Annotated in this window: 14 protein-coding genes and 1 tRNA gene; 8 read left to right on the plus strand and 7 right to left on the minus strand. The window is 70.1% G+C overall.

Going from position 1 to position 17,413, the window contains the following annotated elements; translation table 11 throughout:
• Window positions 1–12: 12 nt before the first annotated feature.
• From ACZ69Q_RS38050 to ACZ69Q_RS38075, 6 genes are all read right to left on the minus strand, one after another.
• Window positions 13–84: transfer RNA gene (locus ACZ69Q_RS38050), tRNA-Gln, on the minus strand.
• 91 nt (window positions 85–175) lie between these two features.
• Window positions 176–907, minus strand: a complete 732-nt coding sequence (locus ACZ69Q_RS38055; protein ID WP_471051359.1) for an HAD family hydrolase — start codon at window positions 905–907, stop codon at window positions 176–178.
• A 36-nt stretch (window positions 908–943) separates the two neighbouring features.
• Window positions 944–3,154 (minus strand): hypothetical protein, encoded by a 2,211-nt coding sequence (locus ACZ69Q_RS38060; protein WP_471051362.1) that lies wholly within the window; start codon window positions 3,152–3,154, stop codon window positions 944–946.
• A gap of 165 nt (window positions 3,155–3,319) precedes the next feature.
• Window positions 3,320–4,804, minus strand: a complete 1,485-nt coding sequence (gltX, locus tag ACZ69Q_RS38065; RefSeq protein WP_471051365.1) for a glutamate--tRNA ligase — start codon at window positions 4,802–4,804, stop codon at window positions 3,320–3,322.
• Entirely contained in the window at window positions 4,797–5,582 is a 786-nt protein-coding gene (locus tag ACZ69Q_RS38070) for a fumarylacetoacetate hydrolase family protein (RefSeq protein ID WP_471051368.1), read from the minus strand. The genes gltX and ACZ69Q_RS38070 overlap by 8 nt, the downstream gene beginning before the upstream one ends.
• 166 nt (window positions 5,583–5,748) lie before the next feature.
• Entirely contained in the window at window positions 5,749–5,931 is a 183-nt protein-coding gene (locus ACZ69Q_RS38075) for a hypothetical protein (RefSeq protein ID WP_471051370.1), read from the minus strand.
• A gap of 565 nt (window positions 5,932–6,496) precedes the next feature.
• Here ACZ69Q_RS38075 and ACZ69Q_RS38080 point away from each other — a divergent pair.
• From ACZ69Q_RS38080 to ACZ69Q_RS38115, 8 genes are all read left to right on the plus strand, one after another.
• Window positions 6,497–10,255, plus strand: a complete 3,759-nt coding sequence (locus ACZ69Q_RS38080) for a sensor histidine kinase (RefSeq protein ID WP_471051373.1) — start codon at window positions 6,497–6,499, stop codon at window positions 10,253–10,255.
• A 9-nt stretch (window positions 10,256–10,264) separates the two neighbouring features.
• Window positions 10,265–10,678 (plus strand): roadblock/LC7 domain-containing protein, encoded by a 414-nt coding sequence (locus ACZ69Q_RS38085; protein WP_005479910.1) that lies wholly within the window; start codon window positions 10,265–10,267, stop codon window positions 10,676–10,678.
• A 113-nt stretch (window positions 10,679–10,791) separates the two neighbouring features.
• The gene (locus ACZ69Q_RS38090; protein WP_003997626.1) at window positions 10,792–11,190 is read left to right on the plus strand and encodes a DUF742 domain-containing protein; all 399 of its coding nucleotides are present in this window, start codon (window positions 10,792–10,794) and stop codon (window positions 11,188–11,190) included.
• Window positions 11,171–11,746, plus strand: coding sequence for a GTP-binding protein (locus tag ACZ69Q_RS38095; RefSeq protein ID WP_030051303.1), 576 nt, complete (start codon window positions 11,171–11,173; stop codon window positions 11,744–11,746). Before ACZ69Q_RS38090 ends, ACZ69Q_RS38095 begins: the two co-directional genes overlap by 20 nt.
• Before the next feature lie 388 nt (window positions 11,747–12,134).
• Window positions 12,135–15,386 (plus strand): sensor histidine kinase, encoded by a 3,252-nt coding sequence (locus tag ACZ69Q_RS38100; RefSeq protein ID WP_471051376.1) that lies wholly within the window; start codon window positions 12,135–12,137, stop codon window positions 15,384–15,386.
• 10 nt (window positions 15,387–15,396) lie between these two features.
• A complete protein-coding gene (locus ACZ69Q_RS38105) occupies window positions 15,397–15,810 on the plus strand; it encodes a roadblock/LC7 domain-containing protein (protein WP_037781109.1) in 414 nt (137 codons plus the stop codon).
• Window positions 15,811–15,905: 95 nt separating this feature from the next.
• The gene (locus ACZ69Q_RS38110; RefSeq protein WP_471051379.1) at window positions 15,906–16,478 is read left to right on the plus strand and encodes a DUF742 domain-containing protein; all 573 of its coding nucleotides are present in this window, start codon (window positions 15,906–15,908) and stop codon (window positions 16,476–16,478) included.
• Complete coding sequence (locus ACZ69Q_RS38115; protein ID WP_026248371.1) at window positions 16,459–17,040, plus strand: GTP-binding protein; 582 nt, start codon at window positions 16,459–16,461, stop codon at window positions 17,038–17,040. Before ACZ69Q_RS38110 ends, ACZ69Q_RS38115 begins: the two co-directional genes overlap by 20 nt.
• 155 nt (window positions 17,041–17,195) lie before the next feature.
• Here the strand turns inward: ACZ69Q_RS38115 and ACZ69Q_RS38120 are convergent, their stop codons facing one another.
• Window positions 17,196–17,387 (minus strand): acyl-CoA carboxylase subunit epsilon, encoded by a 192-nt coding sequence (locus ACZ69Q_RS38120; protein WP_330356368.1) that lies wholly within the window; start codon window positions 17,385–17,387, stop codon window positions 17,196–17,198.
• Between the last annotated feature and the right edge of the window lie 26 nt (window positions 17,388–17,413).

Raw genomic sequence — 17,413 nt, forward strand, 5'->3', positions numbered from 1 at the left:
GAGCTCTGCGAGCTGGCCTACCTGGACTCGAACCAAGACTAACTGAACCAGAATCAGTCGTGCTGCCAATTACACCATAGGCCACTGGAACGCAAGCCCCTCAGGGGATCTTGTTCTAGTTTGCTCCTCCGGTTCCCGGCCTTTCGGCCCGCTCCCCGGCGGCGCAGGAAGAACATTACCTGAAGGTGGACGGGGCTCCAAAACGGGTATCCGCGCCGAGGATCGCGGGGAGTTCGGCGAGGGAGGCGATCCGGCGCGGTCCGCCGGAGTCGTCGTCGCTGGTGTACGCCCCGTCCCGGTCGATCCACACCGACAGCAGTCCGGCGTCCAAGGCGCCCCGCCCGTCGATCTCCGGGTGATCGCCGACGTACGCGACCTGGTGCGGGGCGAGGTCGAGAGCGGCGCAGGCGGCGTGGAAGGCGCCGGCCTCCGGCTTGGAGACGCCGAGCTCTGCGGCGCACAGGATCGCCTCGAAGCGGTCGTGGACGCCGAGTACCCGCAGCTTGCGGTCCTGGACGGTGAGGCTGGAGTTGGACAGCACCGCGTGCCGGTGGCTGGCGGCGAGGGTGTCGAGGACGGGCAGGACGTCCGGGAAGAGGGCCCAGGCGGCCTCGTAGTGACCGATGTAACGCTCGAACCACTCGTCGGCCTGGGCGTCGGTGAGCTCCGCTCCCAGGAAGACCCGTACGCGATCACGCCGCTGGCCCTGGAAGGTCGCCTCCCCGGCGGAGAACCGTGCCCACTGGGCGTCCGTGACCTGCCGCCACCGCACAAGGGCCTGCTCGACGCTGTCGTATCCGTCGAGCAGGCCCTCGGTCAGCAAGTGCGCCCGCATTCCCGCGCGGTCCGCCGCGGTGTAGTCGAAGAGGGTGTCGTCCACATCCCAGACCACCGCCCGTATCGCCATGATCCGACGGTAACCCGGACGGCACGGGTCTGTCCGTCAGTTGACCGTGGTCGTGCCGGTGGTGGTGAGGGCCGGGCCCTGGTCGTCGCGGGGCTGGGCGGTCAGCTTCCAGGTGTACGTGCCGGTGAGCCGGCGGCCGTCCTCGCCGTAGCCGTCCCAGGCGGCGCGGACGGCGGCGCCCTTGGTGCTGCCGGTGAGGGTCCGGATCACCGTGCCGCCGCTGTTACTCAGGGTGAGTGTCCAGGTGGCGGGCTTGTTGAGCTGCCAGACGGGCTGCCAGGGGTTGGACTTCGTCGGGCCGAACGGCACCGCGTCCGTCTGGGCCTCCATCTGCGCGAGCGCCGAGGCGGGGACCCCGCTGCCCACGATCGAGACCTCGCCGTAGGTGCCGTTGAGGTAGGCGATGTGGCCGCCGAAGCGGTCCACGGCCCAGCGGCCGTTGCTGCCTCCGGTGTTCCAGTCGCCGGTGGGCAGCTTGACCAGGGTGCGCGTGGCGGCCGTGCCGGCGTGGAAGTCGGTGAGCAGCAGTTCGTGGGTGGTGCGGTTCTCGCGGAGCAGGAAGCCGTCGGCGAGGCGGGCCGGGCCGTTGTCGGCCGGGACCGTGATCTTCCGGTTGGTCGCCCGGTCGTAGACGCCCGCGGTGGTGCCGCAGGACCAGTACAGCCAGGTGTTGACGGCCTGGATGTCGGTGGGGGTGCAGGGCGCGCCGGTGGCCACGGTGGAGACCGTCTGGCCGGTCTTGAGGTGCTTGCCGACGACGGAGCCCTGGGTGGTGCCGGGAGTCCACAGCACCTGGCCCCAGACCGCGGCCGCGGTGCGGGCTCGGGTGAGGACGGTGGTGCCCTCGGTCGTGCCGTTCGGGAAGTCGACGACCCGCTGGGTGCCGGAGCCGCCGTTGTAGAGCACGTATCGGCCGCTGCCGCCGGGGATACGGCCGCCGGTGTCGCCGTCCGTGGGTTCGGTGCGGATGGTGGTGGTGTCCAGGCCGACGTTGAGGACGGATTCCTGGCCGCCGGAGCTGGTCCAGAGGTAGGAGACCCGGCCGTCGCCCGTGGCCTCTAGCTGGGGGCAGGCGGCGTCGCCGGGCAGGCAGGTGCTGTCGCTCAGTCCGGGGCTGCGCTGGGTCTGCTGACCGATTGGCCTGCCGCTGGCGTCCAGTTGGAAGCTGTTGAACCGGTAGGCGGCGGCGGGCGTCGTGCCGTAGAGGAACAACTCGCCGCCGGCGAGGGCCAGTCCGTGGACGCCGGCCGCCGTGGCGGGCACCTGGGCGACCTTCTGGGTGGCGGTGCCACCGTCCTCGGTGGGCGTGATCCGGTGGACGTTCCAGTCGAGGCTGGAGGGTCCGGCGGTGGCGAGCGCGCCGCCGTCCAGGGTCGGGCCGATTCCGCCGAACGACGAGGTGAGCACGGTGGCGTTGGTGCCGGTCACCAGGGAGCGGGCGGTCAGAGCGGGTTCGGCGCCGCTCACGAAGTCCGGGTTCCCGATGAGGAGTTGGTCGCCGACCACCGCTTCGAGATGGGCACCCCAGGGGGTCAGCGCGGCGGGCTGGGTGCCGGGCTCGGCGTCGAGCCGGATCGACTTCCATTCGGCGACGAGCCAGCGATCGTTGAAGACGACCTCCGGGTTCTCGCCCACATCGGTGATGTACGAGCGGAAGGCGCCGTCCGTGAGATCGAGCAGGCCGGCGGAGTACGTCCCGTCCAGTCGGTAGACGACCGCGATGCGGCGGACCGAGCCGCCGATGACGTAGCCGGTGGGCTGCGCGCCCTCCGGGAGGCCGGAGACCGGCACGTCCGTCGTGGTGCCGTCGGCGCCCGCGCGCAGCACATGCACGGCGCCGGCGGTGTCCCGGGTCCACACGCTCCAGCCCACGGCGCCCTGGTAGGTCTGGCCGGGCGGGATCGTGAGGGTGGCGGTCACGCCCGTGGAGCGGTGCTTCTGCGTGGCGGTGGCGCCGCTCACCGTGGTGGTCACGTCGGTGCCGGTGGCCGGGTCGTCCGGCCCCGCGTGCGCGGGCGGGACGAAGTCCGGGTACTCGAACCAGGTGGTGGAGCCCCCGCTGCCCGAGGCGTACCGGAAGCCGGACGCACCCGCCCAGACGTACCGGAGCTCTGCCCGCTTCTCCGCGCTGAGCCGGACCGTCCCCACCGGCGAGTCCACGGCCTGCGCCGGCGTGATCGGCAGGGCACATGTCAGAGCCACCGCGCCGCCGAGCGCCACCGCGGCAAGTCTTCGTGAACGAGTCACGTTCATCCCCCTGTTGACAGGGTGCACACGCTCATCATGTGCACGGGGGACATCCAACGTGCGCCCGGGAAGCGGAAGTTGACTGGAAGGGTTAACTCCGGGCGACGGCTGGGCGTACACGCGAAGGGCGGCGCCCGAACCGGACGCCGCCCCGCTGTGAACGTGCTATGCCGCCAGCTTCGCCAGCGCCGCGTCGATCCGGGCCAGGGTCGTGTCCTTGCCCAGGACCTCCAGGGACTCGAACAGGGGCAGGCCGACCGTGCGGCCGGTGACGGCGACACGGACCGGGGCCTGGGCCTTGCCGAGCTTGAGGCCGTGGGCCTCACCGGCGGCCAGGACGGCCTCCTTCAGGGACTCCGGGGAGGACCAGTCGGCCGCGTCCAGCTTCTCGCGGGCGGTGCGCAGCAGGGCGTCGGAGCCCTCCTTCATCGCCTTCGCCCAGGACGCCTCGTCGAAGACCGGCTCCGCGAGGAACAGGAAGTCGACGTTGTCCGTGATCTCCGACAGGACCTTCAGGCGGGTCTGCGCGTGCGGGGCGATGGCCTGCCACTTCACCTCGTCGAAGGCCTCGGGGGCCCAGGGGGCGAACGGGGCCTTCAGCCAGGGGGCGCAGCGCTCGGTGAAGTCCTTCACGTCGAGCATGCGGATGTGGTCGCCGTTGATCGACTCGCACTTCTTCAGGTCGAAGCGGGCCGGGTTGGGCTGCACGTCCGCGATGTCGAAGGCCGCGACCATCTCGTCGATCGTGAAGATGTCCTGGTCGGCGGAGAGCGACCAGCCGAGCAGGGAGAGGTAGTTGAGCAGGCCCTCCGGCAGGAATCCGCGCTCGCGGTAGAGGTTCAGCGAGGACTCGGGGTCACGCTTGGAGAGCTTCTTGTTGCCCTCGCCCATCACGTACGGCAGGTGGCCGAAGGCCGGGGTCTGCTTCGCGATGCCGAGCTCCGTCAGCGCCTTGTACAGGGCGATCTGACGGGGCGTCGAGGAGAGCAGGTCCTCGCCGCGCAGGACGTGGGTGATCTCCATCAGGGCGTCGTCGACCGGGTTGACGAGCGTGTACAGCGGGGCGCCGTTGGCGCGGACGATGCCGTAGTCCGGGACGTTCTCCGGGGTGAAGGTCAGCTCGCCGCGGACCAGGTCCGTGAAGGTGATCGTCTCGTCGGGCATGCGGAAGCGGACGATCGGGGCGCGGCCCTGGGCCTTGTACTCCTCGACCTGCGCGTCGGTCAGGTCGCGGCAGTGGCCGTCGTAGCCGGAGGGCTTGCCGGCGGCGCGGGCGGCCTCGCGGCGGCTGTCCAGCTCCTCCTGGGAGCAGTAGCAGCGGTAGGCGTGGCCGGCGTCGAGGAGCTTGGCGGCGATGTCCTTGTAGAGGTCCATGCGCTGCGACTGGCGGTAGGGCGCGTGCGGGCCGCCGACCTCGGGGCCCTCGTCCCAGTCGAAGCCCAGCCAGCGCATCGAGTCGAGGAGCTGGGTGTAGGACTCCTCGGAGTCGCGGGCCGCGTCGGTGTCCTCGATGCGGAAGACCAGGGTGCCCTGGTGGTGCTTGGCGAACGCCCAGTTGAACAGGGCGGTGCGGACCAGGCCCACGTGGGGGTTACCGGTGGGCGAGGGACAGAATCGGACGCGGACTGGGGAGCCGGGTGCGCTAGCCACGCTTGACAACCTTGTTGGTGAGAGTGCCGATGCCTTCGATGGTGACGGCGACCTCGTCGCCGACGTTGAGGGGGCCGACCCCTGCGGGGGTGCCCGTGAGGATCACGTCGCCGGGGAGCAGCGTCATGGCCTCGGTGATGTTGACGATCAGATCCTCGATGCGGTGGACCATCTCGCTGGTGCGGCCGAGCTGGCGCTGCTCGCCGTTGACGGTGAGCTGGATGGTGAGGTCGGACGCCCGCTCGAGGTCCAGGTCCGTCTCCACCCAGGGGCCGAGCGGGCAGGAGGTGTCGAAGCCCTTGGCCCGGGCCCACTGCTTCTCGCGCTTCTGGACGTCCCGGGCGGTGATGTCGTTGGCGCAGGTGAAGCCGAAGATCACGTCCTTGACGCGCTCGCGCGGGACCTCGCGGCACATGCGGCCGATGACGACGGCCAGTTCGGCCTCGTGGTGGAGGTCCTCGGTGAAGGACGGGTACTGGATCTCGTCGCCGGGGCCGATCACCGCGGTGGAGGGCTTGAAGAAGGCGAACGGGGCGTCCGGCACGTCGTTGCCGAGTTCGCGCGCGTGCTCGGCGTAGTTGCGGCCGAAGGCCACGACCTTGTTGGGGAGCACCGGCGGCAGCAGCCTGACCTTGCTCAACGGGACCTTCGTACCGGAGAGCTCGAAGTCCGCGAACGGGATGCCCTTGATGATGTCGAGGACGAGCTCGTCCGGCCTGTCACCCTCGACCGCGCCGAAGGCGACGTTCCCGTCGATGGAGAATCTGGCGATGCGCACGGGATCTTGCGCCCCTCACTTGAGCAAGCTGGAGTCTGACGCTCCAGGCTAACGCGGTCAGGGGCTGGCGCCTCGCCCATTGTCGCGGGCGCCGAGGCCGCGTGCACAAGCCGTCACACGACCGATTGTTCGTACGTTATTGAACAATCGGCCGCCGTCCCGCGTACTACTGGGCGGTGGCGGTGACGGGCATCTCCTGGAGGATGGTGCGCTTGGGGTTGGCGGTCTGAGCGGGAAGATCGAGGGAGTGCTCCGGCTGCTGCGGGATGTGCAGTTCCTCGGCGTCGGCGAGGTGGGCCAGCGTCGTGCGCCGCGGGTTGGCTATGGTGCGGATCATCGTCGTCTTCACGGCTGTACTGGGTCCTGTCGTAGAGCGGGTTGGCAGAATCATCCCTCTTGTAAAACGTCAGGCTAAACATGCGATTCCCGCGAGAAGCCGTGAAGACCGCTTGATCGGTATGTGAGTTTGCTCACGGAGCTACGGGCAAATCGGTCAATTCAGACTTGCATTTCACTCCGACGAAACGGACATTGCCCCCCTGAACCCGTCATTCCGCTCCTGATCATGGCGACTGGGACACCCCCCGCGCACGAGCGGCTCGCGGGCATAAGTCCGTTATGGGGGAGATTAAATTCTACGGCAGGTAATCTCGCACTCACGTGGCGTCACGTATGTTACGGCTCGACCTACGGGCCTTGTTGGAGATCCTGCACTGTGCTGGAATCTCACGGACCGCCGCAGGATCGAGCCGGCGCACAGGGGGCGCTTCGAGCGCCGAGTGGCGGCGAGAAGGGGGAGCCAGCGCCGGTCACTCACGACCATCGGGGAGCGTGTTCAGGACGCTCCCTAATACGCCGACACCGTGCCCGTCCGTTCACGCGGAAGGGCGCCTGGTCCAGAGGTTGCGACGCTAGTGCAGGGACGTTTCAAGAGGGATGGCAGCGCTTCGGCGGAGCCGGAGCACGGCGGGACCGACCGAGGTCCCTCGCCCCAGCACGCCCAGAACCCGGGCCCTACGGCGTCGGTGGACGGCGGTGAGCGCTCCGGGCGCCCCGCCGTGTCGGCGTCCCCGGGCACGGCTAACCCCACCGCACCGCCGGCGAAGGCTTCGAAGAGCCCTGTCGGCCCGGGATCGCGAATAGCCCTGCGCAACTGGCGTATCTCCACACGCCTCGTCGCGCTGCTGACGCTCCCGGTGGTCGCGGCCACCTCGCTGGGCGCACTGCGCATCAGCGACAACATGGACGACATCCAGCAGCTCGAGAACATGCGGCTGCTGACGGACATGACCAAGCGGGCCACCGAGCTGGCGGCGGCGCTCCAGGAGGAGCGCGACCAGTCCGCCGGTCCCCTCGCGCACGGCGCCAAGGCCTCCGACTACACGGTCAAGGGCTACCGGGACAAGACGGACCGGGCCATGACGGGCTTCATCGAGGCCTCCGAGGAGATCGACGACACCAGCAAGGACGGCAACCTCAAGGGCGTCCGCGACAACCTCGTCCAGCTCGTCGGCGACCTGAACGACATCGCGAGGATCCGCAACACCGCCTACGAGGCCGACGGCAACTCCACCCAGACGGTGGAGGCCTACCACCGGCTGATCACCAACCTGCTCAGCCTCTCCCAGGACATGGCGGAGGCGACCAGCAACCCGGAGATGATCCAGAGCACGCGTGCTCTGTCCGCCTTCTCCACCGCCAAGGAGTACGCCTCCATCCAGCGCGCGGTCCTCGCGGCGGCACTGCCCGCGAACAACACCCAGCGCGGCGACCTGACCGAGAACGACCGGCTGTACGCGTCGTCGGCGCTGACGAGCCAGAAGTCCGAGCTGCGTCAGTTCAAGAGCATCTACGGCGCCGAGTCCGCCGAGCTGCTCAAGCCCATCGAAGAGGGCAACCCGACCATCGCGGCCACCGACAAGTACGCCGGCCGCGCCCTCGGCAACCCCAACGGCCTCGCCGACCTGGACCGCCGCTCCTACCGGGACTGGGTGGACGACAGCACCACCAAGCTCCAGGGCATGCGCGCGATCGAGACCACGCTGCTCGAGGAGATGGAGCAGAAGGCCCGCGAGCTGCGCAACGCCTCCGAGCGCGAGGCGATCATCTCCGGTGCGCTGATCCTGATCGTGCTCGGTGTCTCGCTGGTCGGCGCCTTCGTCGTGGCCCGCTCCATGATCCGCTCGCTGCGCCGCCTGGAGGAGACCGCCACCAGGGTCGCCCAGGACCGTCTGCCCGAGCTGGTCAAGCAGCTCTCGGAGGCGGACCCGCAGGACGTCGACACCTCCGTCGAGTCGGTCGGTGTGCACTCCCGGGACGAGATCGGCCAGGTGGCCGCGGCCTTCGACGACGTGCACCGCGAGGCGGTCCGCCTCGCCGCCGAGCAGGCCCTGCTGCGGGGCAACGTCAACGCGATGTTCACCAACCTCTCGCGCCGCTCCCAGGGCCTCATCCAGCGTCAGCTCTCGCTCATCTCCGAACTGGAGTCGCGCGAGGCCGACCCGGACCAGCTCTCCTCGCTGTTCAAGCTCGACCACCTCGCGACGCGCATGCGCCGTAACGGTGAGAACCTCCTCGTCCTCGCCGGTGAAGAGCCCGGCCGCCGCTGGACCCGCCCGGTCCCGCTGGTCGACGTGCTCCGTGCCGCCGCGTCCGAGGTGGAGCAGTACGAGCGCATCGAGCTGGCCTCCGTGCCGACCACCGAAGTGGCCGGCCGCGTGGTCAACGACCTCGTGCACCTGCTCGCCGAGCTGCTCGAGAACGCGACCTCCTTCTCCTCGCCGCAGACCAAGGTCAAGGTCACCGGTCACGCGCTGCCCGACGGCCGCGTCCTGATCGAGATCCACGACACCGGTATCGGCCTCTCCCCCGAGGACCTCGCGGCGATCAACGAGCGGCTCGCCTCGCCGCCCACCGTGGACGTCTCCGTCTCCCGCCGCATGGGCCTCTTCGTGGTCGGTCGTCTGTCGCAGCGGCACGGCATCCGCATCCAGCTCCGCCCGTCCGACTCCGGTGGTACGACCGCGCTGGTCATGCTGCCCGTGGACGTCGCCCAGGGCGGCAAGAAGCCGGCCGGTGGCAAGCCCGGTCCGAACGGCCCCGGTGCCTCCGGCGGTCCGGCCGCCGCGCAGGCCGCAGCCGGTGTGGCTGCCGCCCGCCGTCAGGCCCAGGGCGGCTCGCTCGGCGCGGGTGCGCCGGGTGGCGGTGCTCAGGGTGGTGCGCTCGGCGCCGGTGCGTCCGGCGGTGGCCGGCTCGGTGCCGGTCAGGGACCGCGGGCCGCGCTGCCCGGACGGGACGGCGGACCGCAGGGTGGACCGGGCGCGCCGCGTGGACCGCAGGGTCCGGGCGCCCCGTCGCAGGGTCGCCCTGCCGCGGGCGCCGGCTTCGGCGGTCAGGCTCCCGGTGCTCCGCAGGGCATGCAGGCCGCGGGCATGGACGCGTTCGGTGGCGGCCAGGACTCCTACGGCGCAGGCCAGGACTCCTACGGCGGCAACCGCGGCTCCGGCCGCGAGCAGTCCCGGCCCGGCGGCTCGCCGGCGCCGCAGTCGCCGCCCCCCGGTGGCGAGAAGGGCCGTCGTGGCCGCCAGCCGCAGCTTCCGCCGCGCGGTGGTCCGCGTGCCGAGCTGCCGGGTGCCGGTCAGCCCTCCCGCCCGAGCTGGAGCGACGAGAACGCGCAGCCGCCGGTGCCGCGCGCCTCGCTCGACACCCCGCGCGGGCACGACGAGGACCCCGCACAGACCTCCCGGATGCCGCGCGTCGACGACCGGCAGGGCCCCGGCTCCACCTCGGAGTTCGCCCGCCCGGACTTCGACGCCCCGGCCCCCGGCGCGTACAACCCGCAGAACACGGGCCAGTTCGCCCGTCCCGGTACCAGCGGGCCGCAGAACCCCGGCGCGAACGGATCGCAGAACACCGGTCAGTTCGTCCGCCCGGACGTCTACGGCTCCCCGGGCCAGAACAACTCGTCGCAGACGGGCCAGTTCTCCGTACCGCAGGGCTACGACGGCAGCTCGACCGGGCAGCACTCCCTGCCCGGCCGCCAGAACGCCGACTCCACCGGCCAGTTCGAGCGGCCCCAGGCCAACGGCAGCTACGGCGGCAACTCCGGCCTCGTCGGCCCGGCGCAGCCCCCGGTCCCGCAGCGTCCGCAGCAGCGGCCGCGCCAGGAGCCCGAGGCCCTGCCGCCCGCGACGGGTCCCGGCGACGGACGTACCCCGCTGTACGACACGCTGGAGACCAACTGGTTCCACGGCGGTCCGCAGGGGCGTCAGCCCGATGCCGGCGGTTCGGCCCCGGCGCCCGCCGCGCACCAGGAGCCGCAGGCTCCCGCCGAGCGGCCGCAGCAGCCCCCCGCTCCCCAACGTCCCGCGTCGACCTCCTGGCGCAGCTCGCCGAACGACGACCTCGTCCGGCAGGCTGAACGCGTCAGGCAGCCGGCCGCGGGCGGCGTCACCACCTCCGGCCTGCCGCGCCGGGTGCCCAGGGCGAACCTCGTCGCGGGTACGGCTCAGCAGCAACAGCACCAAACCGGTCCGCAGATCTCGCGTGCGCCTGATGACGTACGCGGTCGGCTGACCAATCTCCGTCGGGGTATCGCACAGGGTCGTCAGGCCGGTACCGGTACCGGTCAGACCGGCAGCTTCCCGAGCCCCACTCACCAGCAGGAGCGTTAGTTGAGCCAGATGAGCCAGGCGGCACAAAATCTCAACTGGTTGATCACCAACTTCGTGGACAACACCCCGGGTGTGTCCCACACCGTCGTCGTGTCCGCCGACGGCCTGCTGCTGGCGATGTCGGAGGGCTTCCCCCGCGACCGAGCCGACCAGTTGGCGGCCGTCGCGTCGGGCCTGACCTCGCTCACGGCGGGCGCGTCCCGGATCTTCGAGGGCGGCGACGTCGCCCAGACCGTCGTGGAAATGGAGCGGGGGTTCCTTTTCCTGATGTCGGTCTCGGACGGATCGTCCCTCGCCGTCCTCGCCCACCCCGAATGCGACATCGGCCTCGTCGGCTACGAGATGGCGCTGCTGGTCGACCGCGCGGGCGCGGTGCTCACGCCCGACCTGCGCGCCGAACTGCAAGGCAGTCTGCTCCACTGATCGCGCGGATCCAATCCGTCTCACCAAATCACCGTCCGGCCGCCACAATCCCCCCACTGGCCCTCACCCAGACGGCTTGACTGACCGACTTGCTGTCCCAGCCCGGAGGATTCATGACCCCGCCCACCGCCTCTCATGATCCGTACGCGGAGCCGTACGAGGATGAGGGCGACCAGCCGCTGGTACGTCCGTACGCGATGACCGGTGGCCGGACCCGGCCGCGCTACCAGTTGGCCATCGAGGCCCTGATCAGCACGACGGCCGACCCGGCAGCGCTCATGGGGCTCCTCCCGGAGCACCAGCGCATCTGCCACCTGTGCCGTGAGGTGAAGTCGGTCGCCGAGGTCTCCGCTCTGCTGTCCATGCCGCTGGGCGTGGCCAGGATCCTCGTCGCGGACCTCGCCGAGGCCGGCCTGGTCGCCATCCACCAGCCGGGTGGCGACGAGAACAACGGCGGCGCTCCGGACGTGACGCTGCTCGAAAGGGTGCTCAGTGGACTTCGCAAGCTCTGAACCGGGTCGGGCGACCACTTCCGCCAAGATCGTGGTGGCGGGTGGCTTCGGCGTGGGCAAGACCACGTTCGTCGGCGCCGTCTCGGAGATCAACCCGCTGCGCACCGAGGCCGTCATGACATCCGCGAGCGCGGGCATCGACGACCTGACTCACACCGGCGACAAGACCACCACCACGGTGGCCATGGACTTCGGCCGTATCACCCTGGACCAGGACCTGATCCTGTACCTGTTCGGTACGCCCGGCCAGGACCGCTTCTGGTTCATGTGGGACGACCTGGTGCGCGGCGCGATCGGTGCGGTGGTGCTCGTGGACACCCGGCGCCTGGCCGACTGCTTCCCGGCGGTCGACTACTTCGAGAACAGCGGTCTGCCGTTCGTGATCGCCCTCAACGGCTTCGACGGGCACCAGCCCTACACGCCCGACGAGGTGCGCGAGGCGCTTCAGATCGGTCCGGACGCGCCGATCATCACCACCGACGCCCGGCACCGGGCCGATGCCAAGAGTGCGCTGATCACCCTGGTCGAGCACGCGCTCATGGCCCGGCTGCGGTAGGGCAAATCAGCAGCGCCATACGGCAGTTGTCGTAGATGTGCCGGAGCCGGCTGTGGCCTTTGACACGGTCGGCTCCGTTGTTCATAACGTTTCGGCAGAGGAATCGGGTGGTACGGCCACTCGTCGCGGTCAAGCGGTCTCGCTGCGCGTACAAACGCCCCGCCTTTTGGCGGGGCTCGTTCTTTATGACCGTTTTATCTAGGGCATTCACGGCTCGGAATCTGTTCCTTCCACTGTTTGGAAGAGCGCAGGCCCACGTGCTGGAATGCGAGAACTGCCCAATAGTCAAAGACGTACTCAGCAGTACTACGTACTCGATGGCGAACTGGGCTCTGAGACACTGCGGCACAAACGTAGGTGCCGACCCCGCCGGAAGGTTGTTGGTCGAGTGAGGCGAAGCAAGAACAGTCCCGAGCCGTCGGCCCGGGGCAACTTCACCCCGCCGCCGCGCGGAGCGGCGCCTGTCCCTGTGCCCGGATCGGAACCAACGGCGGCGCCCGCATCAAGCGGCGGCCGCCTCTCGCCGCGTAACTGGCGCGTGCCGACCCGGCTGAACGCGATCCTGCTCATACCCGTGATGGTCGGCCTCGTCATGGGCGGCTTCCAGGTGAAGAGCTCGATCGACACCTGGCAGGAGGCCGAGGACGCGGAGAACACCGCGCGCCTGGTCGCCGCCGCCCTCACCTACGGCGATGCCCTCCTCGTCGAGCGCGACGTGTCCGCCGCTCCCCTCCTCCAGGGCAAGGGCGAGGACGACCCGACGGTCGTCAAGGTCCGCGCCGCGACCGACAAGGCCGCCGACGCCTTCGACGTGGCCGCCCAGAACATGCCGGACCGGCCCAACCTGGTGCGCCGTCTGGAGCGCTTCCGCGAGGTGGAGCCGGACCTGACGGACCTGCGCGCCGCCGCCTACACCAACAAGCTCGACGGCGTGAAGACCGAAGAGGGCTACGTCGAGGTCGAGCACCGTCTGCTCGAGTTCTCCAACGAGCTGGGCCTGGGCACCGGAAACATCACCAGCTACGGCCGTACCGTCTACGCCATCTCGCTCACCAAGGGCGCGCTCTCGCTGGAGCGCTCCATCGGCATGCACATGCTGGTCAAGCCGGGCCCCAAGGCCACGGACCTGGCCAAGCAGCGCGTCGCCCTCTCCTCGTACGCCTACCTGGAGGGCATCGCCATCCAGGAGTACATCAGCGGTGGCACCGAGCAGGACAACCAGAAGCTCGAGGACGCCACCAAGGAGATCAAGGCCGAGGGCGTGGCGATGGCCACGGCGGCCAAGCAGAAGAACCCGGACTACGTGGCGCCGCCGTCCGACCCGGTCAAGATGGTCGGTGCGCTCGCCCAGCTCGGCTCCACGGACACCAGCGAGCGGGCCACGCTCGCCGCGGGGGGCATCACCGCCGAGAACTGGTGGGCGGTCAACACCCTCAAGTACAACGCGTACCGCGACATCGAGAACGACCTCGCCAACACCGCGGTGAACGAGGCCTCGGTGATCTCCGACGACGCCAAGCGCGACGCCCTGATCACCGGTGCCGCCGTCGTGGTCGCCCTGCTCGCCGCGTTCATCCTGGCCGGCATGGTGGCCCGCCAGATGTCCCGCGCGATGCGCCAGCTCCGCAACGCCGCCTTCGGCATCGCCGAGCAGCGCCTGCCCATGCTGGTCGACCAGCTCTCGCGCACCGACCCCGGCCGTGTCGACACCCGGGTCGCGCCCATCCCGATCAACACCCGGGACGAGATCGGCGAAGTCGCCCGCGCCTTCGACCAGGTCCACCGCGAGGCCGTCCGGCTCGCCGCCGAGCAGGCCCTGCTGCGGGGCAACATCAACGCGATCTTCACCAACCTGTCGCGCCGCAACCAGTCGCTGATCGAGGGCCAGCTCACCCTGATCACCGACCTGGAGAACAACGAGGCCGACCCGGACCAGCTCGAGAACCTCTTCCGGCTGGACCACCTCGCGACCCGTATGCGCCGCAACGGCGAGAACCTCCTCGTCCTCGCCGGCGAGGAGCCCGGCCGCCGCTGGGACCAGCCGGTCCCGCTGGTCGACGTCCTGCGCGCCGCCTCCTCCGAGGTGGAGCAGTACGAGCGCATCGAGCTCTCCGGTGTCCCGGAGGCCGAGATCCACGGCCGCGCCGTGACCGACCTCGTGCACCTGCTCGCCGAGCTGCTGGAGAACGCGACGACGTTCTCCTCCCCGCAGACCAAGGTTCGTGTGACCGCCACCCGTCTCCCCGACGGTCGGATCATGATCGAGATCCACGACAAGGGCATCGGCCTGACCGCCGAGGACTTCGCGGACATCAACCACAAGCTGGCCAACCCGCCGACCGTCGACGCCGCGATATCCCAGCGCATGGGCCTGTTCGTGGTCGGCCGGCTGTCCGACCGGCACGGCATCCGCGTCCAGCTCCGCCCCTCCGGCGAGCAGGCCGGCACGACCTCGCTGGTCATGCTGCCGGACGCCATCACGCACGGTGGCGGCGGCGAGCAGCAGCCGGCCCAGGACGAGTTCACCGTCTCGCAGATCATCCCGGAGCAGCACTTCCAGGGTGAGAACTTCAACCAGCAGCCGCTGCGTACGGCCGCCGAGCTCGGCTTCGACGACAGCCGCTACAACGCCGAGGTTCCGGACGACCTGCGCGACCTGGACCCGGTCGGCCGCTCCCTGCTGCGCGGTGAGCGCCGCGCGGCCCTGGAGGCCGAGATGCACGGCCAGCCCCAGGACACCCCTGAGCTGCCCGCCTACGCCGACGACTTCCCGGCGCAGCCCTCCTACGGCAACGGTCCCGGCGGCTTCGGCGAACAGCGCGAGGGCTACGACCGGCAGCAGGCGTACGAGGAGCAGCAGCAGGCGGCGTACGACGAGCCGCAGCAGGCGTCGTACGAGGAACAGCGTCCGGCGTACGACGACACGTACTACGGGCAGAACGGCGGCCTGCCGCGCAACGACACCTTCTCGTCCGGCGGCGGCTACCCCGAGCCCTCCTATGCGGAGCCCGCTCGTGAGGAGCCCGCGGCCGCCGGCACCTCCGCCCCGGAGTCCTTCCCGGCCTTCGAGCAGCGGCGCCACCAGGACGACTGGCCGCAGCAGGACGGCTACCGCAACGACTACCCGGACCAGTACGCTCCGCAAGCGGAATCGGCGCAGGCCGATGACGTGAGTGAGCGCGACCGCGTAGGCTTCGACCGTCCGGGAGCGGCCCCCTCCGCCGGCCACACGATGACCGATGCCGGGCTTCCGCGCCGCGGTGCCTCCGTGAACGGCGCCAACGGCACCCGGCCCGCTCGGCAGGAGACGCCGGCACCGGCGTCCGCACCGGAGAACAACGGCAACGAGTCCTGGCGCTCGCAGAACGATGAGCGCTGGCAGCAGGCCTCGCAGCTCCGCAAGCCCAAGGCGGGCGGGGTCACCTCCTCCGGCCTGCCGCGGCGGGTCCCGAAGGCCAACCTGGTCCAGGGAGCCGCCGAAGCCACCCCTCAGGGCGGCCCACAGGTCTCCCGCGCCCCCGAGGACGTCAGGGGCAGGCTGAGCAACCTGCGCCGCGGTGTCCAGCGGGGACGCAGTGCAAACAGCGAAACGAACGGCCAGGGCTTCGGCCCTGACAGCACCTACAACCAGGAGCGTTAGTGTGAGCCCGATGAGCCAGGCGGCACAGAACCTGAACTGGTTGATCACCAACTTCGTGGACAACACCCCCGGGGTGTCGCACACGGTGGTGGTCTCCGCCGACGGACTCCTTCTGGCGATGTCCGAAGGCTTTCCGCGCGACCGCGCCGACCAGCTCGCGGCCGTCGCCTCCGGTCTGACGTCTCTGACGGCAGGCGCCTCCCGCATCTTCGAGGGCGGCAGCGTGAACCAGACGGTTGTGGAGATGGAGCGGGGATTCCTCTTCATCATGTCCGTCTCCGACGGTTCCTCGCTCGCAGTTCTCGCACACCCCGAGGCGGACATCGGCCTCATTGGGTACGAGATGGCGCTTCTGGTCGACCGTGCCGGTTCGGTCCTGACGCCGGATCTGCGTGCGGAGCTTCAAGGCAGCCTGCTCAACTAACAGACAGTCGGTGCGTTTTGGCGTCCCGTGGCCGTAAGGTTTCGGGACGCGGCTCCACATGATGGGTGCCAGGCACGGTCGGAGGAGGAGAGAAAGTGGCAACACCCCCAGACGGTTCGTCATCGGGCAACTGGTCGTACGGCCCTGCCCAGGGCCAGAACGACGGTTCCCAGAACCGGTACAACTTCCCCTCCCAGCCGAGCCAGAGGCAGCCGTACGCGCCGCAGGGCCCCGGCCCCTCGCCGTACGACCAGCAGCCGGCTCCGCGCATCCAGCCGGTGCAGCCGCAGCGACGCGCCCCTGAGCCGGCGCCCGCCGGGGCGTCGAACAACCCCCTGGTGCGCCCGTACGCCATGACCGGCGGCCGGACGCGCCCTCGCTACCAGCTCGCCATCGAGGCGCTGGTGCACACCACCGCGCAGCCGCATCAGATGCAGGGCCAACTGCCCGAGCATCAGCGGATCTGCAACCTCTGCCGTGAGATCAAGTCGGTCGCCGAGGTCTCGGCCCTGCTGACGATCCCTCTCGGCGTGGCCAGGATCCTCGTCGCCGACTTGGCGGAGGCGGGACTGGTCGCGATCCATCAGCCCGGCGGCGACGAGAACGCCGGCGGCCAGCCAGACGTGACACTGCTCGAAAGGGTGCTCAGTGGACTTCGCAAGCTCTAGCGGCGGTCCTTCCCGCTCCACCACCTCAGCGAAGATCGTGGTGGCGGGCGGCTTCGGCGTGGGCAAGACCACGTTCGTCGGCGCCGTCTCGGAGATCAACCCGCTGCGCACAGAGGCCGTGATGACGTCAGCCTCCGCTGGCATCGACGACCTCACTCACACCGGGGACAAGACGACCACCACGGTTGCCATGGACTTCGGCCGTATCACCCTGGACCAGGACCTGATCCTGTACCTCTTCGGTACGCCCGGCCAGGACCGCTTCTGGTTCATGTGGGACGACCTGGTGCGCGGCGCCATCGGCGCGATCGTGCTCGTGGACACCCGCCGTCTCGCCGACTGCTTCCCCGCGGTCGACTACTTCGAGAACTCGGGCCTCCCGTTCGTGATCGCCCTGAACGGCTTCGACGGCAACCAGCCGTACAACCCGGACGAGGTCCGCGAGGCGCTCCAGATCGGGCCCGACACCCCGATCATCACCACGGACGCCCGCCACCGCGCGGACGCCAAGAGCGCGCTGATCACCCTGGTCGAGCACGCCTTGATGGCCCGCCTGCGCTAGCGGTCCGCCCTCCGGCACGTTTCGTTTGCGGCCCTCGTTCCTCCTGCGGGAGGGATGGGGGCCGCAAGTCGTTGGTGTCAGGCGGCAGTTCGGTGAGACACACCACGGCCCCGTCCTCCCCCAGGGAGGACGGGGCCGTGGCCACGCTCAGAAAGTCAGCGCCAGCTATGCGGGGCCCGGAAGCCCGGCTCGCGCTCCAGGCGGCGCCAGCCTGCCTTCGGGCGGCCTCGGTGGGTCGGCGCGGCGGTGGGCTGGGCGGCGGCGCGGGCCAGGAGGATCGCCGTGATGGCGGCGACTTCCTCGGGCTCGGCGTGGCCCTTCTCGACGCGGATATCAGGGAGGTTCATGGGTGTCAGTCTCCGTGAGAGAGGTT

It is taken from the genome of Streptomyces sp. NPDC036764 (genome assembly GCF_055609385.1).